General features: G+C 66.0%; 23 protein-coding genes. 12 read left to right on the top strand and 11 right to left on the bottom strand.

From position 1 onward, the window contains the following. Positions 1–95: 95 nt before the first annotated feature. Positions 96–1,541, top strand: coding sequence for a D-alanyl-D-alanine carboxypeptidase family protein (locus tag LJ725_RS03200; protein ID WP_230549167.1), 1,446 nt, complete (start codon positions 96–98; stop codon positions 1,539–1,541). On the opposite strand, the gene LJ725_RS03205 is transcribed toward LJ725_RS03200, so the two are convergent. The 10 genes from LJ725_RS03205 to fabD form a co-directional block, all read right to left on the bottom strand. Then, positions 1,510–1,944, bottom strand: a complete 435-nt coding sequence (locus tag LJ725_RS03205) for a gamma-glutamylcyclotransferase family protein (protein ID WP_230549168.1) — start codon at positions 1,942–1,944, stop codon at positions 1,510–1,512. The two genes, LJ725_RS03200 and LJ725_RS03205, sit on opposite strands and share 32 nt — an antisense overlap. Beyond that, entirely contained in the window at positions 1,944–3,338 is a 1,395-nt protein-coding gene (gene pgmG, locus LJ725_RS03210) for a phosphoglucomutase/phosphomannomutase PgmG (RefSeq protein ID WP_230549169.1), read from the bottom strand. Before pgmG ends, LJ725_RS03205 begins: the two co-directional genes overlap by 1 nt. Positions 3,339–3,369: 31 nt before the next feature. Beyond that, positions 3,370–4,686, bottom strand: coding sequence for a UDP-glucose dehydrogenase family protein (locus tag LJ725_RS03215; protein ID WP_230549170.1), 1,317 nt, complete (start codon positions 4,684–4,686; stop codon positions 3,370–3,372). 5 nt (positions 4,687–4,691) lie between these two features. Next, complete coding sequence (galU, locus tag LJ725_RS03220; RefSeq protein ID WP_230549171.1) at positions 4,692–5,573, bottom strand: UTP--glucose-1-phosphate uridylyltransferase GalU; 882 nt, start codon at positions 5,571–5,573, stop codon at positions 4,692–4,694. Between the two features lie 110 nt (positions 5,574–5,683). After that, positions 5,684–6,394 carry a DnaJ domain-containing protein gene (locus LJ725_RS03225; protein ID WP_230549172.1) on the bottom strand — a complete coding sequence of 237 codons (711 nt, stop codon included), beginning with the start codon at positions 6,392–6,394 and terminating at the stop codon, positions 5,684–5,686. 3 nt (positions 6,395–6,397) lie between these two features. Beyond that, complete coding sequence (gene mltG, locus LJ725_RS03230; protein WP_230549173.1) at positions 6,398–7,438, bottom strand: endolytic transglycosylase MltG; 1,041 nt, start codon at positions 7,436–7,438, stop codon at positions 6,398–6,400. Between the two features lie 17 nt (positions 7,439–7,455). Then, complete coding sequence (gene fabF / locus LJ725_RS03235; RefSeq protein WP_230549174.1) at positions 7,456–8,712, bottom strand: beta-ketoacyl-ACP synthase II; 1,257 nt, start codon at positions 8,710–8,712, stop codon at positions 7,456–7,458. Between the two features lie 34 nt (positions 8,713–8,746). Beyond that, entirely contained in the window at positions 8,747–8,986 is a 240-nt protein-coding gene (locus LJ725_RS03240; protein ID WP_068191947.1) for an acyl carrier protein, read from the bottom strand. A gap of 136 nt (positions 8,987–9,122) precedes the next feature. Next, entirely contained in the window at positions 9,123–9,863 is a 741-nt protein-coding gene (gene fabG, locus LJ725_RS03245) for a 3-oxoacyl-[acyl-carrier-protein] reductase (protein ID WP_230549175.1), read from the bottom strand. 11 nt (positions 9,864–9,874) lie between these two features. Next, entirely contained in the window at positions 9,875–10,816 is a 942-nt protein-coding gene (gene fabD, locus LJ725_RS03250; RefSeq protein WP_230549176.1) for an ACP S-malonyltransferase, read from the bottom strand. A gap of 237 nt (positions 10,817–11,053) precedes the next feature. On the opposite strand from fabD, the gene rpsF reads away from it, so the two are divergent. The 4 genes from rpsF to LJ725_RS03270 all read left to right on the top strand — a co-directional run bounded on the left by rpsF (position 11,054) and on the right by LJ725_RS03270 (position 14,125). Beyond that, a complete protein-coding gene (gene rpsF / locus LJ725_RS03255) occupies positions 11,054–11,506 on the top strand; it encodes a 30S ribosomal protein S6 (protein WP_230549177.1) in 453 nt (150 codons plus the stop codon). Beyond that, the gene (rpsR, locus tag LJ725_RS03260) at positions 11,503–11,736 is read left to right on the top strand and encodes a 30S ribosomal protein S18 (protein WP_068191954.1); all 234 of its coding nucleotides are present in this window, start codon (positions 11,503–11,505) and stop codon (positions 11,734–11,736) included. The genes rpsF and rpsR overlap by 4 nt, the downstream gene beginning before the upstream one ends. 21 nt (positions 11,737–11,757) lie before the next feature. After that, on the top strand, positions 11,758–12,393 hold the full coding sequence (gene rplI / locus LJ725_RS03265; protein ID WP_230549695.1) for a 50S ribosomal protein L9: 636 nt from the start codon (positions 11,758–11,760) through the stop codon (positions 12,391–12,393). Positions 12,394–12,475: 82 nt separating this feature from the next. Next, positions 12,476–14,125, top strand: a complete 1,650-nt coding sequence (locus LJ725_RS03270) for an ABC transporter permease (RefSeq protein ID WP_230549178.1) — start codon at positions 12,476–12,478, stop codon at positions 14,123–14,125. Here the strand turns inward: LJ725_RS03270 and LJ725_RS03275 are convergent. Then, positions 14,100–15,134 carry a Fe(3+) ABC transporter substrate-binding protein gene (locus tag LJ725_RS03275; protein ID WP_230549179.1) on the bottom strand — a complete coding sequence of 345 codons (1,035 nt, stop codon included), beginning with the start codon at positions 15,132–15,134 and terminating at the stop codon, positions 14,100–14,102. The genes LJ725_RS03270 and LJ725_RS03275 overlap by 26 nt on opposite strands. Before the next feature lie 356 nt (positions 15,135–15,490). Here LJ725_RS03275 and LJ725_RS03280 point away from each other — a divergent pair, with 356 nt between their 5' ends. From LJ725_RS03280 to LJ725_RS03310, 7 genes are all read left to right on the top strand, one after another. Next, positions 15,491–16,543, top strand: coding sequence for a cyclopropane-fatty-acyl-phospholipid synthase family protein (locus LJ725_RS03280; protein WP_329958336.1), 1,053 nt, complete (start codon positions 15,491–15,493; stop codon positions 16,541–16,543). Positions 16,544–16,630: 87 nt separating this feature from the next. After that, a complete protein-coding gene (locus LJ725_RS03285; RefSeq protein ID WP_230549181.1) occupies positions 16,631–18,157 on the top strand; it encodes a replicative DNA helicase in 1,527 nt (508 codons plus the stop codon). 9 nt (positions 18,158–18,166) lie between these two features. After that, the gene (gene alr / locus LJ725_RS03290) at positions 18,167–19,336 is read left to right on the top strand and encodes an alanine racemase (RefSeq protein WP_230549182.1); all 1,170 of its coding nucleotides are present in this window, start codon (positions 18,167–18,169) and stop codon (positions 19,334–19,336) included. Continuing rightward, positions 19,333–20,112, top strand: coding sequence for an MlaE family ABC transporter permease (locus tag LJ725_RS03295; protein WP_230549183.1), 780 nt, complete (start codon positions 19,333–19,335; stop codon positions 20,110–20,112). Before alr ends, LJ725_RS03295 begins: the two co-directional genes overlap by 4 nt. Positions 20,113–20,125: 13 nt before the next feature. Further along, complete coding sequence (locus LJ725_RS03300) at positions 20,126–20,899, top strand: ABC transporter ATP-binding protein (RefSeq protein WP_230549184.1); 774 nt, start codon at positions 20,126–20,128, stop codon at positions 20,897–20,899. A 2-nt stretch (positions 20,900–20,901) separates the two neighbouring features. After that, on the top strand, positions 20,902–22,353 hold the full coding sequence (gene radA / locus LJ725_RS03305; protein WP_230549185.1) for a DNA repair protein RadA: 1,452 nt from the start codon (positions 20,902–20,904) through the stop codon (positions 22,351–22,353). A gap of 20 nt (positions 22,354–22,373) precedes the next feature. Beyond that, on the top strand, positions 22,374–23,009 hold the full coding sequence (locus LJ725_RS03310; RefSeq protein WP_230549186.1) for a CvpA family protein: 636 nt from the start codon (positions 22,374–22,376) through the stop codon (positions 23,007–23,009). Positions 23,010–23,014 lie beyond the last annotated feature (5 nt).

Raw genomic sequence — 23,014 nt, forward strand, 5'->3', positions numbered from 1 at the left:
TGCAGAGCAAACCGAACTTTAGTAGAGTAACAGGAATTGCCCATAACGTATTGGCTGGGCACAAAAATCAGAATTTTGCGTGTGGCGTATTCGCAATGATTTTCCGGTTCAGGCGAATTGCGGTCAGTCTTTCCTGGTTTGCCGTCGGTGCTGTGTTCATCGGCGCGACCCTGACGCCCGCGCCCGTCGACGCGCAGACGACGTCGGTCAAGCGCGCCGCGCCGCCGGCCAAGGCCCGCGCCAAGGCTTCATCGCGCAATACGTCCTCCTCCTGGGTTCCCAATCCAGGCGTCAATGCCCGCGAATCCTACCTGATCGTAGATGCCACGAGCGGCCGCGAGCTCGCATCTGACCGCCCCGACGAGCTGCGCCATCCTGCGTCTCTCACCAAGCTGATGACCATCTACCTCACCTTCTCGGCCCTCGATTCGGGCCGTCTGTCGCTGGGCGACGGGCTGCAGGTGTCGGTCAACGCGCTCAATGCCCCGCCGACCAAGATGGGCATGACGCCGGGCGGCACGGTGAACGTGCGTGATGCCACGATGGCGCTGGTTACGCGGTCGGCAAACGACGCCGCCGTGCTGCTGGCCGAGGCGCTCGCCGGCAGCGAAGAGGCGTTTGCCCGGCTGATGACGCAGAAGGCGCGCCAGCTCGGCATGACGTCGACGGTGTTCCGCAATGCCTCCGGCCTTCCCAACAGCGAGCAGGTCACGACGGCGCGCGATCTCGCCAAGCTCGCCAACGCGCTGCTGCGTGACTATCCGCACTACTATGCAATCTTCTCCGTTCAGAGCTACGCCTATCGCGGCCGCACGCTCGAGAACCATAACCGCATGCTCGGCAACTACGATGGCGCCGACGGCCTGAAGACCGGCTACACGAACGCGTCCGGGTTCAACCTCGTGATGTCCGCCGTGCGCGACAATCGCCGCCTGATCGGCGTGGTCATGGGCGGCACGAGCGCGGCCCAGCGCGACCGGACGATGGCAGCCCTGATGGACCGGGGCTTCGCGCTTGCCGCCGCGATGCAGCTCTCGCCCTGGACGTCGCAGCGCAAACCGCCGTCGGCCCGCTACACCGCCGCTCAATTCGATCCGGGCAGCAGCTTCGCGGAGGCTTACCGGCCGCCCCAGGCAGCACCGCAGCAGGTCAGCCCGAAGTATGCCGGCTTCGTGCCGCCCGCGCCGGCCGCGCCACCGGCTGCGCAGACGTCATTCGCCGCGGCGCCGCCCCCGGCCGCGCCTGCCCCTGCAATGTCGGACACGCCCGCTCTTGGTAGCTGGGTCATCCAGGTCGGCTCCTTCAGCGAGCCTCAGGCGGCCCAGGCAGCGCTCGAGCGCGCGACCGCCGCGCTGCCCAACGCCCGTCAGGCATCGGCGATCGTCGACGAAGTCCAGATGGCCAACCGCGTCTTCCACCGGGCACGCCTCATCAACCTGTCGCAGGAACAGGCCACCGAAGGCTGCAAGCGGCTGGAGAAGCGGAAGATCTACTGCTCGGCCCTGCAGGTCACGGCCTGGAATACGCCGGGCGCCCGCTGAGCGCCCGCTTCAGGCGCTCGACGAACAGCCGCTTGTGACGGCGCTGCCAGAGGCTCAGGTCCCACAGTTCGCGACTGGGCTTTAGGCGCGACTGGATGGGCTCGAAGACCGACACCACGGTCATCCTCCCGCGAACTTTCACCCTGAGCGGCACCACTCGATAGCCGGGACCTTCGTAAGCCGCGAGGCGCGCCACATCGCGCGCGCTAAGACCGCCGACGATCGCGCCCGAAACCTCCCCGCGTGCATCGGCAATCACGATGGGATACGTGCCGCCCTGCACCCGCCGCCGCGCATGGCCCGGCAGGCGTGCCTCCGTATAGGCCTGTGGCGGCAGGCGCCGTGCCAGGACAAGAGCCGTCACGTCACGATCGAGCAGCGTGCCGTAGAAGAAGAAGCGCATCAGTGATGGCCGGAGCTGGCGTCGTCCGGCAGCTCGACACCGCATGCGGCGAGCGCAGCCTTCAGGTCGGCCATCAACCGCTCCAGTCCCGCATCGTCGGTGGCCTCGCACCGCGCCACGAGAACGGGCTGCGTGTTCGACGCCCGCAGCAGCCACCAGCCGTCCTTCGTGCTCACCCGGACGCCGTCGATGTCCGAGAAGTTGGCACCGTCCTTCTGCAGGCGCGCCTTCACCTTCTCCACCACGCCGAACTTCTGATCGTCCGGACAATCGAAGCGCAGCTCGGGCGTATTGACCGGCTGGGGAAGCCCGTCGCGCATGTCTGCCAGGGTCTCCTTCGAGTTGGCGACGATGTTGAGCAGGCGCAGGCCGCAATAGAGCGCATCGTCGAAACCGTAGAAGGTGTCGGCAAAGAAGACGTGACCGCTCATCTCGCCCGCGAGCGGCGCACCGACCTCGGCCATCTTGCTCTTGATGAGAGAGTGACCGGTCTTGAACATCATCGGCTTGCCGCCGGCCTTGGCGATCTCGTCGAAAAGCACCTGGCTCGCCTTCACGTCCGCGATGATGGTGGCGCCCGGCCTGCTCTTCAGCACGTCGCGCGACCACAGGACGAGAAGCTGATCGCCCCACAGGATGCGGCCCTTGCCGTCCACGGCGCCGATGCGATCGCCGTCGCCGTCGAAGGCGATGCCCAGATCGCAGCCCTGCTTCTTCACCTCGGCGATCAGTTGCTCGAGGTTCTTCGGCACTGTCGGATCGGGATGATGCGCCGGGAAGGTGCCGTCGACCTTCTCGTTGAGCACGAAATGCTCGCCTTCGAGCTTGTCGACCACCGCGCGGATCGACACGCCGACGGCTCCGTTGCCGGTATCCCAGGCAACCTTGAGCTTCTTGCCGGGCTTCACGTCGCGCAGCAGACGGGCCGCATAGTCGGCGAGGATCGGACGCTTCTCGACCTTGCCCTGCCCCGTCTCCCAGTCGCCTTTCCCGGCCATCGCGCCCAGCGTCTGGATGTCGGCCCCGAAGAAGGACTTCTTGCCCATCATCATCTTGAAGCCGTTGTAGTCCGGCGGATTGTGCGACCCGGTGATCTGGATGCCGCCGTCGGCCTCGAGATGGTAGACGGCAAAATAAAGCATCGGAGTCGCCGCCAGTCCGATGTCCAGCACGTCGATACCGGCAGCGGTCAGCCCCTCGATGCAGGCCGCCGCGAGTTCCGGCGAACTCAGCCGGCCGTCGTAGCCCAGCGCCACGCGCTTGCCGCCCTTGCGCTTCACCAGCGTGCCCAGCGTGCGGCCGATCGCGCGGGCGTCGGCGGCATGGACGGTGCCGCCCACGATGCCGCGGATGTCGTACTCGCGCAGGATGCTGGAATCGAACTTGTGGCTCATGGAATGAACTCCGCAGAAAACCGTCAGAAATTCAGGAACGCGGGCCAGGCCGGCCGACGCCCTCGTAGGTAAAGCCAAGCGCGCGCATTTCACCCGGATCGAAGATGTTGCGCAGGTCGACGATGCGCGGCTGGCGCATCAGCTCCTTGATGCGCCGCGGGTCAAGCCCACGGAACTCGTGCCACTCCGTAATGACGAGCAGCACGTCGGCGCCGGTCGCCGCCTCGTAGGCGGTTCGCGTGAAGGTCACGTCCTTCAGCAACCGTCCCGCCTCCTCCATGCCTTCAGGATCGAAGGCCACGATCCGGGCACCGGCCGCCTGCAGCGCCGGGACGATATCGAGCGATGGCGCATCGCGCATGTCGTCGGTGTTCGGCTTGAAGGTGAGACCCAGCACACCGACCGTCAGCCCGGCGACGGAACCGCCGCAGAAGTCGATGACCTTCCGGGCCATCCGCTTCTTGCGCCCGTTGTTCACCTGGATCACCTGCTCGACGATGGTCTGCGGCGCATTGGCCTCGCGCGCCGTATAGGCGAGCGCCAGCGTGTCCTTCGGGAAGCATGATCCGCCGAAGCCCGGTCCAGGATGCAGGAACTTGCGCCCGATCCGCCCGTCGAGGCCGATGCCGCGCGCCACGTCGTGCACGTCGGCACCGACCTTCTCGCACAGGTCGGCGATCTCGTTGATGAAGGTGATCTTGGTCGCGAGGAAGGCGTTGCCCGCGTACTTGGTGACCTCGGCGGTCTCGATGTTGGTGAACACCATCGGTGTCTGGATCAAGTTGAGCGGCCGATAGATCGCCGCCATCACATCGCGCGCCCGCTGGCTTTCGACGCCGATCACGACGCGGTCCGGCTTCATGAAGTCCTCGATCGCCGCGCCTTCGCGCAGGAACTCCGGGTTCGACGCCACGTCGAATTCCGCCGCCGGGCGGGACTCCCGGATGATGCGGGCGACCTCCCGGCCAGTACCGACCGGAACGGTCGATTTGGTCACGATCACGGTGTAGCCGGTGATGGCCTGGGCGATCTCGGCCGCCGCGGCGTAGACGTAGGACAGGTCGGCATGCCCGTCGCCGCGCCGCGTCGGGGTGCCGACGGCGATGAACACCGCGTCGGCATTGCCGACGGCGTCCGCAAGATGGGTGCTGAAGGTCAGGCGTCCGGACCGCACGTTGTCGGCCACGAGGCGATCGAGGCCCGGCTCGTAGATCGGGATCTCGCCCCTGCGGAGCCGCTCGATCTTAGCGGCTTCCTTGTCGACGCACGCCACGTCGTGCCCGAATTGTGCGAAGCAGGCTCCGGACACCAGTCCCACGTAGCCGGAACCGATCATGGCGATGCGCATGGCGATCAGGCCTTCAGCAAGCGGCCCAGAAGAGCCCGGGTTTCGGCAGCCGTGTCCGCGCGGTGCAGCGCCACGGCGACATTGGCTTCGAGGAAGCCGATGCGGCTGCCGCAATCGTAGCGCTGACCGGCATACTTCAAGGCATGGAAGGGCGAGCGCCCGATCATCTTTGCCATCGCGTCGGTGAGCTGGATCTCGCCGCCGGCGCCGGTCTCGTGACGATCGAGGTGCTCGAACACTTCCGGCATCAGCACATAGCGTCCGATCAGGGCCAGCGTCGACGGCGCCTCCTCGGGCTTGGGCTTCTCGACCATCCCCGTGATCTCGGACAGGTTTCCGTCCTCGTTCTTCACGGCCGCGATGCCATAGCTCTTGGTCTGCTCGCGCGGCACGTCCATCACGGCGACCACGCTGCCGCCGGTCTTCTCGTGCGCCTGCACGAGTTGGCCGATGCAGCTCGGCTCGTCGATCGTCAGCTCGTCGGGCAGCAGGACGGCGAAAGGCTCCTGCCCGATCCAGTGACGCGCGCACCACACGGCGTGCCCAAGCCCCAGCGGCTTCTGCTGGCGGGTGAAGATCGCGTTTCCCGGCTTGATCGTGGCGTCCTGCGTCTGCTTCAGCTCCGCTGCCTTCTTGCGTTGCTCGAGCGTTGCCTCGAGTTCGTAGGCATGGTCGAAATGATCTTCCAGCGCGCCCTTGTTGCGACCGGACACGAAGACGAATTCCTCGATCCCGGCGGCAAGGCACTCCTGCACCGCGTACTGGATGAGAGGACGGTCGACGACCGTCAGCATCTCCTTCGGCATCGCCTTGGTCGCGGGGAGGAAGCGGGTTCCCAGACCGGCAACCGGAAGAACGGCTTTTCGGACTCGCTGCGGCATGCTCATCGACCTCTCTCAGGAACCGGATTGTATATGAAAATCAATGATTTGACAGGATCAAGGCAAGAGGCCCCGCGGGAGCGCTAGATGCCACGCGGGCGCGCGCCGTGGCAAGGTCATCCGCCGAGCAGCACGTCCTTGGCCCGGTTGATACGGGCGGCGAGTTCAGCCGACCCTCCGACATCGGGATGCATGCGCTGAATCAGGCGCCGATGCGCCGCCTTGATCTCTTCTTCGGTCGCTCCCGCGGAGAGCCCAAGCACAGCCAGCGCCTCGTCACGACTCATATCGGAGCCGGGCCCTCGGGGCGGAGGCGCGCTTCGCGCATTGCGCCAGTCCGCCCCCAGGCGACGGTCGAGATAGGCTTCCAGAACGCGCAGCGAATCGGCGTCCGCTGCGCATTCCGCCTGCAGGGTGAGAAGTTCCGCGTCGCTCAGGAGGTCTAGAGTCCGGCCGGCGAAGCGACCTGCCAGTACGGTGCCGCCGACATCGCCGGTCGCGTGGTCGATCCAGGCCTGCAGGAACGTCGTCTTCACTTCGGTACGTTGGCCGGCCCCGGGAGCGCTGAAGCCGCCCGACGGGCGGTTACGGACGGCGCGCGCAATGAGCGCCGTGATCGCGATCCCCGCTAGGCCCATGAGCTCCGGGAGCAGTCCGGGGAGAAAGCGAAGTCCGAAGATCAGCATGGCGCCAACGCCGACGCCGCCCAGTATCACCATCATCACGCGTATCGCGCGCGCGAGGGACGACGGATTGGCGCGTAGTAGCCATGCGACGGCCAAAGCGATAGCGGCGAAGGACAGCAGCGCCAGGAGAAGCGCCGGCATGGCCTACTGCCGCGTCGTCGGCGCCTGGGGCGCCGGCGCTTGCGGCTGTGTCTGCGACTGGGATTCCGCCTTCTCGCGCTGGATCTGGCGCCAACGCTCGACATTGCGGTTGTGCTCGAGAAGCGTGGTGGCAAAGGCGTGCCCGCCCTGCCCGTCGGCAACGAAGTAAAGCGACCGGTCGCGTGCCGGATTGGTCGCCGCGACGATCGAGGCGCGTCCGGGATTGCAGATCGGTCCGCGCGGCAGGGCGGCGATCACATAGGTATTGAAGGGCGTGTTCGATTGCAGATCGGCGCGCGTGAGGTCGCGGCCCAGCGGCGCCTTGCCTTCGGTGAGTCCGTAGATTGTGGTGGGATCGCTCTCGAGCTTCATGCGCCGGCGCAGCCGGTTGATGAACACCGCCGCGACCCGCGTGCGTTCCGCCGGCACCGCGGTTTCCTTCTCGATCATCGACGCCAGGATCAGGGCTTCTCGCTTGTTGGCCAGCGGCAGGCCGGCGGCGCGCTTGCGCCAGGCCTCGTCCAGAGCCTTCTCCATCGCCTCCTTCATGCGCAGCAGCAGCCCGTCGCGGGTGTCATCGCGTGAATAGAAGTAGGTCTCGGGCAGGAGGTCGCCCTCCTTCACGTCGAGCGTGATGTCCCCGGTGAGCGCCTCCGTCTTCCGCACCAGCTCCAGCACCTCGGGCGTCGTCATGCCCTCGGGAATCGTGAGACGGCGTTGCACGACCTTTCCGGACTGCAAGAGCTCGACCAGAGCCTGCATCGAGGTGTGGGCCGGTACTTCGTACTCGCCCGCCTTGATCGGCTTGGGCGACGGATCGATCATCAGGGCCACGCGGAACAGCCGCGGGTGGGCGATGACGCCCTCCTCCTCCAGCAGCTTGGCCATGGTGGTCGGTCCGGCCCCGCGCGGGATGACGACGTTCTTGGTCTTCTCGAGGGGCCCCTGGGCGGTGAGGATCACGTGGCCGACATAGATCGACCCGCCCATGACGGTGGCGAACAACGCGATGAAGAACAGGACCCAGCGGAAGTAGCTGAGCATGACTCAGCTCCCTGAGTTCAGGCAGGCCCGACGATCAGGCTCGCGTTGGTGCCGCCGAATCCGAACGAATTGCTGAGTGCGAAGCGAACCTTGCGCTGCTTGGCCTGTTTCGGGACCAGGTCGATGTCGCAACCCTCGTCCGGTTCGTCGAGGTTGAGCGTCGGCGGAACCGCCTGCTCGTTCAGCGACTTGATCGCATAGATTGCCTCGATCGCTCCGGCGGCGCCCAGCAGATGGCCGGTTGCCGACTTCGTCGAGGACATCGACAGCTTGTAGGCATCGGCGCCAAAGGTCCGCTTGACCGCACCGAGTTCGATGACGTCGGCCATGGTCGACGTGCCATGGGCGTTGACGTAGTCGATCTGGTCCGTGCCGAGGTTGGCGCGCTTGAGAGCGGCCTTCATGGCGCGCATCGCACCGTCGCCGTCTTCCGACGGAGCGGTAATGTGATAGGCGTCGCCCGACAGGCCGTAGCCGAGGATCTCGGCGTAGATCTTCGCACCGCGCTTCTTCGCGTGCTCGTACTCCTCGAGCACAAGACAGCCGGCGCCCTCGCCCATTACGAAGCCGTCGCGCTTCCTGTCCCAGGGCCGCGACGCCTGTGTCGGGGTGTCGTTGAAGTCGGTCGACAATGCCTTGCAGGCGTTGAAGCCCGCGATGCCGATGCGGCAGATCGCGGCTTCGGCACCGCCCGCCACCATCACATCGGCATCCTCGAACTGGATCAGCCGCGCGGCATCGCCGATCGCGTGCGCACCGGTGGCGCAGGCGGTGACGACCGCGTGGTTCGGTCCCTTGAAGCCGTACTTGATGGAAACCTGGCCGGAGACGAGGTTGATCAGCGCCGAGGGAATAAAAAAGGGACTCACTCGACGAGGTCCCCGCTCCTTAAGCACGAGCGAGGTCTCGTAGATGGTCTGGAGACCACCGATGCCGGAGCCGATCATGACGCCGGTCCGGGTCAGACCTTCCTCGTCCTGCGGCATCCAGCCCGAATCCTCGACCGCCTGCTGGGCGGCCGCGAGTCCGAACACGATGAACTTGTCGAGCTTCCGCTGCTCCTTGGGCGCAAGGTAGCCGTCCACATTGAAGTGGCCGTTTGCCTTGTCGCCCTGGGGCACCTCACCCGCGATTCGCGTCGCGAGATCGGCCGTATCGAAAGCCTGGATGGGGCGAATGCCCGACTCCGCCGCCATGAGGCGGCGCCAGTTCGTGTCGACGCCGTCACCCAACGGCGTCACCATACCCATGCCGGTTACGACGACTCGCCTCATCTTCCGACGTCCCTCTTGCAGGAAACGGTGAAGATCAGGACTTCGCGTTGCCCTTGATGAAGCCGATCGCGTCGCCAACGGTCTGGATCTTCTCGGCGGCGTCATCGGGAATCTCGATGCCGAATTCTTCCTCAAACGCCATCACAAGCTCGACCGTGTCGAGGCTGTCCGCGCCGAGGTCGTCGATGAACTTGGCCTCTTCCTTGACCTGAGCGGCTTCGACGCCGAGATGCTCAACGACGATCTTCTTAACGCGCTCGGCAATATCGCTCATTGTCTTGTCCTTCCCGTGTATCCAAAAATCCCGGTCGCCGAAGGGGGTCCGGCGGATGCCGCGCTATTAACATAGCTTCCCGGCCATTGGCTAGAACCGAAAAGCCCACGAAATCAGGCACTTGCAGGCTTTACCCTCAGATCATCGCCATCCCGCCGTTGATGTGCAGGGTCTGACCCGTGACATAGGCGGCCTCGTCGCTGGCGAGGTAGACCACGCCGGCGGCAATCTCGTCCGGCGTGCCGAGCCGATCGGCCGGCACGCGTCCCAGAATGGCCTTCTTCTGGTCGTCGGTCAGCACGTCGGTCATCGGCGTGGCGATGAAACCGGGTGCCAGGCAGTTCACGGTGATGCCACGCGACGCCAGTTCCTGCGCCAGCGACTTCGACATGCCGATCAGGCCGGCCTTGGCAGCTGCGTAGTTCGCCTGGCCCGGATTGCCGGTGACGCCGACGATCGAGGTGATGTTGATCACGCGACCGAACCGCCGCTTCATCATTCCGCGCATAGCTGCGCGCGTGAGACGAAAGGTGCCGGTGAGATTTACCTGCAGGACCTTTTCCCACTCCTCGTCCTTCATCCGCATCGAGATGTTGTCGCGCGTGATGCCGGCATTGTTCACCAGGATGTCGAGCTTGCCGCCCATCGCGGCCTCGGCCTCCTTCGCGAGCCGATCGATGTCGGCCGGATCGTCCATCCGTGCAGCCACGACATGAGCCCGATCGCCGAGCGAAGCCTTGAGCTGCTCCAGCGCTTCGGCGCGCGTGCCCGAAAGCGTTACCGTCGCGCCCTGCTTGTGAAGTGCGCGCGCGATCGCACCGCCGATACCGCCCGATGCACCCGTGACGAGAGCAGCCTTGCCGGTCAGGTCGAACATGGCTTTTCCCCTCAAACCGTCTTCAGGAAGGCTTCGATGTCGGCCGGCGTGTTGAGCGCCATGCCCGTCATGTCCTTGTCGATGCGCTTCACCAGGCCCGACAGGACCTTGCCCGTGCCGCATTCGACGAGCACTTCCACACCCCTGGTCTTCATGTACTGCACGCTTTCGCGCCAACGCACGAGCCCGGTGACCTGTTCCACAAGCCGCTGCTTGATCGAGTCGGGATCGCTGAGTTCGGACGCCAGCACGTTGGAAACGAGCGGCACGCGCGGCGGCATCAAGGTCACACCCTCTAGCGCGATCCTCATTGCATCGGCGGCCGGCTGCATCAGCGGGCAATGGAAAGGCGCGCTCACCGGCAGCAGCATGCCGCGCTTGCAGCCCTTGGCCTTGGCCGCCTCGATGGTGCGCTCGACGGCTTCCTTGTGGCCGCTGACCACGACCTGGCCACCGCCATTGTCGTTGGCGACCGCGACGACCTCGCCTTGGGCCGCTTCCTTGCAGGCTTCCTGGGCAGGCTCCAGCTCGATGCCGAGCAGGGCCGCCATGGCGCCGACGCCGACCGGCACGGCCTTCTGCATCGACTGACCGCGCAGCTTCAGGAGCCGAGCGGCGTCCGACAGCGTCAGGGCGCCGGCCGCGGACAGCGCCGAGTATTCGCCGAGCGAGTGGCCGGCGACGTGGGTCGCGAGCGACGACAGGGGCTTGCCGCCGTCCTTCTCCAGGATCCGTGCGACCGCCACGCTGACAGCCATCAGGGCCGGCTGGGCATTCTCGGTCAGGACGAGGTCGCTTTCGGGCCCCTCCCGCATCAGTTTGGAGAGGTTCTGCTTCAGCGCCTCGTCGACTTCCCCGAAAACCTCCCGGGCCGTGGCGAAGGCGCCGGCAAGGTCGGCTCCCATGCCGACAGCCTGCGATCCCTGTCCCGGAAAGACAAAAGCCCGACTCATGCGCGTTTTCCCCCGATTTCGGCTAGAATTGGCGCAGTCATACCGGGGTGCCGGGCGCAGTCAAGCCGCACCGGAATGCCTTGCTTTCAAGACGCGTGCCTGTATAACCGCCGCTCTTCGGGGCCTAAATCGGCTCCGATCTCCTTGCCGCCCCGGTGCATTCCGCGATGGGGCGGCTAGATCCGGCCGGTTCCTCGGAACTCCGGGTCGCTAACAGCCATAAGGAGCCGAATCTACATGGCACTCTACGAGAATGTCTTCATTGCGCGTCAGGACGTTGCGACGACGCAGGTGGAGGCTCTGACCACCCAGTTCTCAGAACTGGTCGCCAGCCTGGGCGGCACCGTCTCCAAGAAGGAGTACTGGGGCCTGCGTTCGCTGACCTACCGCATCAAGAAGAACCGCAAGGGTCACTACACCCTGCTCAACATCGACGCCCCCGCGGCGGCGGTGAAGGAGCTGGAGCGCACGATGTCGATCAACGAAGACATCATCCGCTACATGACCGTGCGCGTCGACGAACTCGAGGAAGGCCCGTCGGCCATCATGGTTCGCAGCGCCGAGAAGTCCGACCGTCCGGGTGGCGATCGTGGCGACCGCTGGGGCGATCGCCCGCCGCGTCGCGAGCGTCCGCGCTTCGGCGATGAGGGCGGCGCTGCCCCCGCCTCTGACACGGGAGAAGAAGCATGAGCGCCCAGCGTCGTCCGTTTACCCGCCGCCGCAAGAGCTGCCCGTTCTCCGGCGCCAACGCCCCGAAGATCGACTACAAGGACGTGCGCCTTCTGCAGCGCTTCGTCTCCGAACGAGGCAAGATCGTTCCGAGCCGCATCTCGGCGGTCTCGTCCAAGAAGCAGCGCGAACTCGCCCAGGCGATCAAGCGCGCCCGCTTCCTGGCGCTCCTGCCCTACCTCATCGCCTAGTCGGGAGACGCAATCATGCCGATGAACGTCATCCTGCTCGAACGCGTGCCGAAGCTCGGCCAGATGGGCGACGTTGTGAAGGTGAAGCCCGGCTTCGCCCGCAACTTCCTCCTGCCGCAGAAGAAGGCACTGCGCGCGACCAAGGACAACATCACCTACTTCGAGTCGCAGCGTAAGGTTCTCGAGGCTCAGAACCTCGAGCGCCGTCAGGAAGCGGAAGCCGTCGGCGCGAAGATGAGCGACCTCAAGGTCACCATCATCCGCCAGGCCTCCGAGGCGCTGCAACTCTACGGTTCGGTCACCTCGCGCGACATCGCCGACGGCGCCGCTGCCCAGGGCGTCAAGATCGAGCGCAGCCAGGTCGAACTGGACAAGCCGATCAAGGCGCTGGGCGAGCACAAGATCAAGATCCACCTCCATCCGGAAGTCGTGGTCGAGATCTCGGTGCTGGTCGCCCGCTCCGCCGACGAGGCCGAGTTCCTGGCCAAGGGCGGCAGGCTCGTCGCCGAGACCGAGCGTGCGCAGATGGAGGCGGCGGAAGCCGCGCAGCGTGCGGCCGACCAGGCCGCCGCGCTGTTCGAAGCCAAGGCTGCCGAAGGCGCCGAGGGCGAGGCCGCCGAGGCTGCGGCCGAGGAAGCGCCGGCCGACCAGAAGTAACGCGCGTGCCGACAGGCACCGCGCATCTCTTCGAACGCATGCCATCGCACCGCGATGGCATGCGTTTTCTTTTGGTGCGTCCGTGATCTGGCGGCTGGGCGCCCTGGCGGTGGCAGCGATCGTGGCGTTGCCGCTGTTTGGCATCGGCTCCAGCCTGTTCACCGATCAGACGGATCTCTGGCGCCACCTCGCCGAGACGCAGCTCGCCGACATCGTCGGCAACACTGTGGTCCTGCTGTTCGGAGTCGGCGTGGGAACCGTCGTGCTAGGCACCGGCACGGCGTGGCTGGTGACGATGTGCCGCTTTCCCGGCGTCGGCGTGCTGCAATGGGCATTGTTGCTGCCCCTCGTCCTGCCGACCTACATCATCGGCTACGCCTATGCCGATCTGATGGCTTTCGCCGGCCCTCTGCAGTCCGGCCTGCGGGCCGCGACCGGCTGGTCGCGGACCGAGTACTGGTTCCCCGACTTCGGCTCCGCGGCGGGCGTCGCCTTCCTGTTCACGCTGGTCCTGTATCCCTACGTCTACCTTGCCGCCCGGGCGGCGTTCCTGACCCAGTCGCACGCGCTGCTCGAAGCCAGCCGCATCCTGGGCAACGGCCCCTGGCGCACCTTCCTGCACATCGGCCTGCCGATGGCTCGCCCGGCCGTGGCGGCGGGCGCGGCGCTGGCCTTACTTGAGACGCTGGCCGATTTCGGCACCGTTCAATATTACGGCGTTCACACTTTCACGACGGCGATCTATCGGACCTGGTACGGCATGGGAAATCGCGAGGGCGCAGCGCAGATATCGATTGTGCTGATCGCCATCGCCATCGCTCTGATCCTGCTCGAACGGCATTCGCGCGGGCGCGCGAGCTTCGCCATCGCCTCGGGGCTTCGCCATCGCGCCGAACCGGCCAGCCTGACCGTCGGTCGCGGGATCGCAGCCCTGATCGCCTGCAGCCTCCCGGTCCTGCTGGGCTTCGCCCTGCCGACGTTTCATCTGGCGCAGCTGGCCCTGAGATCCGGCGCGACGGTGGCGGACCACCGTTTCCTCGGAGATGCCGTCAACAGCCTCGTTCTCGCCTCCGTAGCGGCTGTCATCATCGTCGGGCTGGCGCTTTTCCTGAGCTACGCGGGGCGACTGGTGCGTCGCCGCGCACTCAATCGGACGATCGAGTTCGCCTCGCTGGGCTACGCCATTCCCGGTGCCGTCATCGCCGTCGGCGTTCTGCTGCCGCTGGCCGTCGCCGACCGCGGCATCGATCTGATGTCACGAGCACTGTTCGGAGTGCCGACGGGGCTACTCCTGAGCGGAACCGCGTTCGCCCTCCTGCTCGCCTATACAGTTCGTTTCCTCGCCGTCGGCATGGCCAACGTCGCGCCCGGGCTGGCCGCAATCGATCCGGCGATGGATGCAAGTGCACGGGTACTGGGCGCGCGGCCCAATCAGGTGATGCGATACATCCATCTTCCGCTGCTGCGCACCCCAGCTCTCACGGCAGGGATCGTCGCATTCGTGGAAGTCCTGAAGGAGTTGCCCGCAACGCTGCTGATTCGCCCATTCAATTTCGACACGCTGGCGATCGGCGTCTTCCGCTTCGCGTCCGACGAGCGCCTTGCCCAGGCGGCCGTCGGCGCGATCGTGATCGTTCTCGTCTCGCTGGCGCCGGTGATCCTGCTCAGCCGCGCCGTGGCTGCCGGATCGCCGGCCGGCGGACAGCCTACTTCCAGCCCGCCCGGTCCATGATCTTCAGGGCCTCGGCATTGTTCTGCGCGAAGACCCGGGCATTGAGCTGGTCCTCCTTGAAGGTGCCGAGCGACTTCAGCTCCGGCGACATCTCGACGCCGGCCACCACCGGGAACTCCGAGTTGCCTTCTGCGAAGTAGCGCTGCGCCGGCACCGACACGAGATACTCGAGGAACTTGACGGCGGCTTCCTTGTTGGGCGCGTACTTGGCCACGGCGCCGCCGCTGATGTTCACGTGCGTGCCGCGACCGGCCTGGTCGGGGAACACGACTCCAAGCTTCGCAGCGACTTCGCGATCCTCCGGCTTCTTCGAGCGCAGCAGGTTCACGTAGTAGTAGGTGTTGGACACGGCGAGCATCGCCTCGCCCGCCGCGGCCCCCTTGAGCTGGTCGGTGTCCCCGCCGCGCGGCGGACGCGCGAGGTTGGCCGCGACGCCTTTGGCCCACGCCTCGGTCTTCTCGGGCCCGAGGGCGGCCAGAAGCGAGCCCACCAGGGACTGATTGTAGATGTGGCCCGAGGGGCGGATCAGGATCTGGCCCTTCCACTTCGGGTCGGCCAGCGCTTCGTAGGTCTTGGGCGCATCGGCCGCCGTCACCTTCTCCTTGTTGTAGAAGATCACACGGGCGCGCTTGGAGAAGCCGAACCAGTTGTTGTCAGGATCGCGCAGATGCGCGGGCACAGCACTCAGGAGAACGGGCGAGTTGACGGGCTGCAGCAGGCCCATCTCGCGCGCCCTTTCGATGCGACCGGCGTCGGTCGTGATCAGGAGATCGCAGGGGCTCTTGTCGCCTTCCGTACGCAGGCGCTGCACGAGGGGGTCGGGTTCGGCGTCGATCCGGTTGATCTTGACGCCAGTCAGGTCCGTGAAATTTCCGTAAAGCGCCTCGTCGGTGTTGTAGTGACGGGCGGAGTAGATGTTCAGCGTGCCGCCCTGCGCCCAGGCGCGTCGCGCGAGAAACGCACCGGTTCCAAAGGCCAATCCGGTCCTGATAAGCGCACGTCTTTTCACGCTTTCCTCCGCTGCGAGTAAGTATCAATTCCCGATAACACCACAGCACTCCCCGCGCAATTCAAATGCGAATTATTCACATCGCTGCGTGCAATTTTCAGACGCTTCCCCTTTGCCTCGCAAAAGTTATTGGGGCTAAAATTTGGTCAGGTGATCGCTGGAGTGACGATGTGTTGCTCGCACAGGTCCTTTCCCAAGTGATTGGCGAAGGCCGGCTGACCATCATCGATGAGGCAGGCCGGTCATATCGCCTTGCCGGCCCCAAACCCGGCCCTGTCGTGTCGCTCCGTCTCCACGATCGGTGGACGGGGTTGAGGATCGCGCTCCGGCCGAGACTGGCTTTGGGCGAGGCCTACATGGACGGCCGCCTGACCGTCGAGGACGGCAATCTCTACGACCTTCTCGACCTGCTCGGCCGCAACATCGCCGCCGTGGAAGCGACACCGGTCCTGCGCTGCTCCTACATGGTCCAGCGATGGCTGCGCGTCATCGAACAGTACAATCCGGTCGGAAAGGCGCAGAAGAACGTCGCCCACCACTACGACCTGCGCGGCGAACTGTACGACTTCTTCCTCGACCGGGACCGCCAGTATTCCTGCGCCTACTTCAGGAACGGCGACGAGCCACTGGAGAAGGCCCAGACGGACAAGAAAATGCACATCGCGGCCAAGCTGCTGCTGAAGCCCGGCCAGAGGGTGCTGGACATCGGCTCGGGCTGGGGCGGCATGGGGCTTTATCTCTCCCGCAACTTCGGTGTCGACGTGACCGGCGTCACCCTCTCGCGCGAACAGCACGCGGTGTCCAGCCGCCGCGCCGCCGAAGAAGGTGCTGCCGAGAGGGTTCGGTTCAAGCTGCTGGACTATCGCGAGGAGCCAGGCCGTTACGACCGGATCGTCTCGGTCGGCATGTTCGAGCATGTCGGATCGGCCCACTACCTGGAATACTTCAGGAAGGTGAAGGACCTCCTCGCCGACGACGGTGTCATGCTGCTGCACTCCATAGGACGCATGGAGCCGCCGGGCGGCACCAACACCTGGCTGCGAAAGTACATTTTCCCCGGTGGCTACACGCCTGCCCTGTCGGAAGTCCTGGCGGCGATCGAGAAAGCCGGCCTGTGGGTGACCGACATCGAGGTGCTGCGCCTTCACTATGCGGAGACTCTGCGACAGTGGCGCGAGCGATTCCTCGAGAACCGGGAGCGAATCAAGCAGTTGTCCGGCTACGACGATCGTTTCTGCAGGATGTGGGAATTCTATCTGGCGGGCTGCGAAGTGGCCTTCCGGTACATGAACCAGATGGTGTTCCAAATTCAGATCGCCCGCCGCCAGGACGCCGTGCCGCTGACGCGAGATTACATGGCCGCTGGAGAACGGCTGGAGAACATGCCAGGGTCCATGGCTGCCGACTGAGGACCTATCCTCCTTTCGCCGTGGATATCTCCCCCTCAAGTTTCTTTGCGCTGGTGAACCCCCCGCCAACTTGGGCAAAGACATGTGATGGAGCCGCTGAAAGAGTCCTCGAACGTCACCCGCCTGCCCGGCGCCGACGATGCCCGCCTGCGCGAGCCGCCGCACAATTTCGAAGCGGAACAGGCGCTGCTGGGCGCGATTCTCGTGAATAACGCCGCCTACCAGCGCGTCGCCGAATTCCTGCGTCCCGAGCACTTCGCCGACCCCCTTCACGGCAAGCTCTACGATTCGCTGATGCGCCTGATCGAGCGCGGTCAGGTCGTGAGCGCCGTCACTCTCAAGACCTACGTCGAGCAGGACGCAGCGATGAAGGAAGCCGGCGGTGCGGCCTACCTCGCGCGTCTGGCCGCCGCGTCCGTGCATGTGATCGACGCCGCCGCCTTCGGCCGGGCCGTCCACGATCTCTATCTGCGCCGCCAGCTGATCGATCTGGGCGAGAACGTCGTCAACGGTGCCTTCTCGGGCGACGTCGATGAAACCGCCCTGCAGCAGATCGAGGTCGCCGAAAAGAAGCTCTACGACCTCGCCACGACCGGCCAGACGGAGGGCGGCTTCAAGCCGTTCCGTACCGCCCTCACCGAAGCAATGACGGCGGCGGAGGCCGCGTTCCACCGTGAGGGCAAGCTGACGGGCGTGGCCACGGGCCTGTTCCAGCTCGACCAGTTGTTGGGCGGCCTGCACAGGTCCGACCTGCTGATCCTCGCCGGTCGTCCGTCGATGGGTAAGACGGCGCTGGCCACCAACATCGCCTTCAATGCCGCGAAGGCCTATCGGGAGGAGATCGTCGACGGCCATCCCAAGGCGGTCGATGGCGCGGTTGTCGGCTTCTTCTCGCTGGAAATGTCGGCCGAACAGCTGGCCACCCGCATGCTTTCCGAACAGGCGGAACTGTCCTCGGAGAAGATCCGCAAGGGCGAGATGAACAGCACCGAGTTCGACAGGGTGATGAACGTCAGCCACGAACTCGAGCACCTCAACTTCTTCATCGACGATACGCCCGCTTTGTCGATCGCCGCGCTGCGGACGCGCGCCCGGCGACTGAAGCGCACGCACGGACTAGGCCTGATCATCGTCGATTACCTCCAGCTGCTGAATCCCTCGGGAAAGAGCCGGCAGGAGAACCGCGTTCAGGAGGTCTCGGAGATCACCCGCGGCCTCAAGACTCTGGCCAAGGAATTGGACGTGCCGGTGATCGCGCTCTCGCAGCTGTCGCGCGCCGTCGAACAGCGCGAGGACAAGCGACCGCAGCTCGCCGACCTCCGTGAGTCGGGATCGATCGAGCAGGATGCCGACGTCGTGATGTTCGTCTATCGCGAGGAATACTACCTGACCCGCACCGAGCCGGCGCGGCGCGCCGAGGAGAGCGACCAGAAGTTCAACGAGCGCCATGACGCCTGGAAGCAGCGCTGCGAGGAGACCTATGGCAAGGCCGAGGTCATCGTGGCCAAACAGCGTCATGGTCCCACGGGCATCGTGCGTCTGTCCTTCGAAGGCCAGTTCACGAAGTTCGGCAACCTCGATGGCGTTGCTGACGAGCCCGTCTCCGCGTTCTAAGGTCCCCTCGTGTCAATTCCTGCCGATGAAGAAGCCGCGCGACGGGCCGGGGCAATCCTCTCGATCGACCTTGGTGCGATTGCCGCCAACTGGCGCGGTCTGCGCGATGCCGGCCGCGCGACGGGCCGCCCGATCGACTGCGCCGCGGTCCTGAAGGCCGATGCCTATGGCACCGGGGCGGCCCTGGTCGGCCCCCGGCTGGCGGCGGAAGGCTGTCGTCATTTCTTCGTGGCGCAAATAGACGAGGGCATCGCCCTGCGGCGCGTGCTGCCGGAGCCGCCCATCTACGTGCTGAACGGCCTCCTGCCGGGCACCGAGGGCGATTTCGTGGCCCACCGGCTGATTCCGGTCCTCAACCATCTGGGTCAGCTCAACGCCTGGCGGGCGGCGGCCCAGCGCCTCAACCAGGCGCTCGACGCGGTGGTCCATCTCGACACGGGCCTCCACCGACTGGGTTTCGGCGCGGAGGATGCACAGGTCCTGATCAACGAGCGCGGCCGCCTGCGCGGCCTGCGGCTCGCCCTGATCATGAGCCATCTCGTCGCCGCCGAGGAAACCTCCAATCCCATCAACGGCGAGCAGCTTTCCCGCTTCCGCACCTTCGTGCGTGCCATGCCGGGTGCGCCGACCTCCCTCGCCAACTCCTCGGGCATCTTCCTCGGGCCTGACTACCACTTCGACCTGCTGCGCCCGGGCGCAGCGCTCTACGGCATCAATCCGCTTCCCGGCCAGCCGAACCCGATGCTGAGTGTCGTGACGCTCAGGGCACACATCCTGCAGACCCGGCGCATCGATGCCTTCCAGACCGTCGGCTATGGCGGCGCCTGGCGGTCGGCGCGGCCCAGCCGTATCGCCACGATTGCGCTGGGGTATGCGGACGGCTATTTCCGCAACCTCATCAACCGCACCCAGGTCCATCTTGCCGGACGCAAGGTGCCCGTGATCGGCCGGATTTCCATGGACCTCGTGACCATCGACGTGACCGACGTGCCGGAGGCCGAGTGCCAAGCCGGCTCGATGGTCGAGGTGCTGGGGCCTCACCTGACGCCGGACGACCTGGCCGATCACGCCCGGACCAACGCCTACGAAGTCATGACGGCGCTCGGCCGGCGCTACCACCGCGCCTATGTCGACGGCTACGCCGATGCGCCGACCGAAGAAACAGGAGAGGCGCCGTGAGCATCCCGCTGATCACGGTCCTCGGCCGGATGACGCTGGCCTTCCTGGCCTCGATCGGCAGCGTCTCGTCCTTCGCCTTCCAGGCGATCCGCCAGGGGCTGCAGCCGCCCTGGTATCGCCAGCAGATCCTCCGCCAGATCATGGAGATCGGCTACTATTCGTTGCCGGTCGTCGGGCTGACGGCGATCTTCACCGGCATGGTGCTGGCGCTCCAGAGCTACACCGGCTTCGCGCGCTTCTCCGCTGAAAGCGCCATCCCCAACGTCGTCGTGGTCTCGCTGACCCGCGAACTGGGTCCGGTGCTCGCCGGCCTGATGGTCGCCGGCCGCGTCGGCGCCGCGATGGCGGCCGAGATCGGCACCATGCGTGTCACCGAGCAGATCGACGCGCTGACCACGCTGTCGACGGATCCGTTCAAGTATCTCGTCGTGCCGCGGCTCATCGCGGGCATCATCACGCTGCCGTTCCTGGTGCTGATTGCCGACATCATCGGCGTGCTGGGCGGCTTCCTGGTGGGCGTCTACAAGCTCGACTTCAACGACGTGGCCTACCTGCGCAACACGATGGACTTCCTGCAGTTCCAGGACGTGTTCTCCGGGCTGGTTAAGGCGGCCGTGTTCGGCTTCCTGATCACCCTGATGGGCTGCTACCACGGCTACACGTCGCGCGGCGGCGCCCAGGGTGTCGGCATGGCGACCACCAGCGCGGTGGTCTCGGCCTCGATCCTGATCCTGACGTTCAACTACTTCATCACCGAAGCCTTCTTCGCGCGCTGATCGGCCCTTTCCCATGGCGTCTCCCAAGATCTCGCTGCGCGGCGTCCACAAGGCTTTCGGGCCCAAGAAGGTGCTGCAGGGAATAGAGCTCGACGTCGCGCCCGGCGAATCGATGGTCGTGATCGGAGGCTCCGGCACCGGAAAATCGGTTCTGCTGAAGTGCATCCTGGGCCTGATGCGTCCCGACAGCGGCTCCATCAAGATCGACGGCGAGGAGACTGCGGACCTTTCCAGCCGCGACCGGGCGCGCGTCATGCGCAAGTTCGGCATGCTGTTCCAGGGTGGTGCGCTGTTCGACTCGCTGCGGGTCTGGGAGAACGTCGCCTTCGGGCCCATCCAGAGCGACGGCATGGCCCCCGCCCGTGCCCGCGAGATCGCCATCGCAAAGCTTGGCGCCGTCGGCCTCGGCCCGGAAATCGGCGACCTCTTTCCCTCCGAACTGTCAGGCGGCATGCAGAAGCGCGTCGCGCTCGCCCGCGCCATCGCCCGCGAACCCGAGATCATCTTCTTCGACGAACCGACCACCGGCCTCGATCCGATCATGGCCGACGTCATCAACGACCTGATCGTGAAGTGCGTCAGCGATCTCGGAGCTACCGCCGTGTCGATCACCCACGACATGGCGAGCGCCCGCAAGATCGGCCATCGCATCGGCATGCTCTACGAAGGAAAGCTGATCTGGCAGGGACCGGTCGCCGAGATCGACCGGTCCGGCAACGCCCATGTCGACCAGTTCATCCACGGCCGGGCCGAGGGTCCGATCCGGATGCAGGTGCGGAAGCTCTGAGCGTGGCACGCCCGCTCAAGCGCTACGTCTGCCAGTCCTGCGGGGCCGTCACCACCAAGTGGAGCGGCCGCTGCGAATCCTGCGGCGAATGGAACACGATCGTCGAGGAAGCGGCCCCCGCCCCGGGCCCCGCCGGCGGCGCCCTGACACGCGGCGGCCGCGGAAGGCTGCTCGAATTCACCGGACTCACCGGCTCGACCCCGCAGCCGCCCCGCCTGAAGAGCGGCATCAACGAGTTCGATCGCGTCTGCGGCGGCGGGCTGGTGGTGGGCTCGGCGCTCCTGATCGGCGGCGATCCGGGCATCGGCAAATCGACCCTGCTGCTCCAGATGGCTGCCGCCCTTGCCCGGCAGCACACCGCCTGCGCCTACATCTCCGGCGAAGAAGCGGTCGATCAGGTGCGGCTGCGCGCCGAGCGCCTGGGGCTGGCCGATGCACCGGTACAACTGGTTGCAGCCACGTCGGTGCGCGACATCGTGGCGTCGCTCGAGCGATCGGACGCGCCGAAAGTGGCGGTGATCGACTCGATCCAGACGATGTGGCTCGACACGGTCGATTCGACGCCCGGCACCGTTACCCAGGTCCGCGCCTCGGCGCAGGCGCTGGTCGAACTCGCCAAGCGGCGCGGCATCGCCGTCCTGCTGGTCGGCCACGTCACCAAGGACGGCGCCATCGCCGGACCGCGTGTGCTCGAGCACATGGTCGACACGGTGCTCTATTTCGAGGGCGAGCGCGGGCATCAGTTCCGCATCCTTCGCACGGTGAAGAACCGCTTCGGACCAACCGACGAGATCGGTGTCTTCGAGATGTCCGACCGCGGCCTGGCCGACGTCGCCAACCCCTCGGCGCTGTTCCTGGCGGACCGGCGGGGCCACGTCTCCGGCACTTGTGTGTTCGCCGGTATCGAGGGCACCCGCCCCCTCCTGGTCGAGATCCAGGCCCTCGTCAGCCCCTCCTCCCTGGCGACTCCGAGGCGCGCCGTGGTGGGCTGGGATTCCAACCGTCTCGCGATGGTCCTGGCCGTGCTGGAGGCGCGCTGCGGCGTCACGGTGGGCGCCAACGACGTCTACCTGAACGTTGCAGGGGGTCTGCGGATCGGCGAGCCCGCCGCCGATCTCGCGGTGGCGGCGGCCGTCATCTCCTCGCTCGCCGACGAGCAGGTGCCGGGCGACATGGTGGTTTTCGGCGAGATCGGCCTTGGCGGCGAGGTACGGCCAGTCGGGCAACGCGAGGCCCGTTTGCGCGAAGCAGCCAAACTCGGCTTTCGCAGCGCTCTGATACCGCAGGCCCGTGGCGGGTCGGGTCCGGCGCCGCGCCCGCCGGAGGGCATCGCCATTGACGAAATTGAGCATCTATCGGACCTTGTGGCGCGTTTCCAACCGGCCGATCGGCCACTAAAACGGGGCCGCCGCGAAGGCGCGTCGGATCGCAGGCGCGATCAGGATCAGGATTAGGCACAGAGAGAACGGGGTCGATGGAGCAACTGGGAATTACCGTTTTCGATGTCGCCGTAATTGCCGTGGCCGTTTTCGGGGCCGTGATCGGCATGTCCACGGGCTTCGCTCATGCCGTCCTCTTCATCGCCTCCTGGATCGGCGCCGGCTGGGTCGCCTGGCGCTTTTCGGCCGTCGTTCAGCCGGAGGTCGAGAAGCTCGTCGGCAGTACGGAACTGGCCTATTTTATCTCGATGCTGGCGGTCTTCGTCGCCGCCCTGATCGTGCTGATCATGCTGACCAGCGTCCTGTCCCGCTCGGTCCGGGCCAGCCCGCTCGGCAAGCCCGACAAGATCCTCGGCGCCGGTTTCGGCGTGCTCTGCGCTTGGGTGGCCATGGGTACCGCCTTCCTGTTCTACGGCTATCTTGGTCCGCGGCAGCTGCCGCCGGCGGTCGAGGGCGCGGCCAGTTTCCCCATGATCCGGGAGATGGCGACCTTCGTGGAGCCCCAGCTTCCCACCGGCTTCCGCACCCGGCTGCAACGCCCGGGCATGGAAAGCGGTGTGATCCAGCCGGCCAACCGGGCCGCGCCCGCTCCTTCGGCCCCTGCGAACGCCGCTCCGGCCGCGGCGCCGGCTGCCTCGCCGCCCGCAGGCGAAACCAAACCGCCGCAGTGAGTTAT

The organism is Reyranella aquatilis, assembly GCF_020880995.1.
GTDB lineage: Bacteria > Pseudomonadota > Alphaproteobacteria > Reyranellales > Reyranellaceae > Reyranella > Reyranella aquatilis.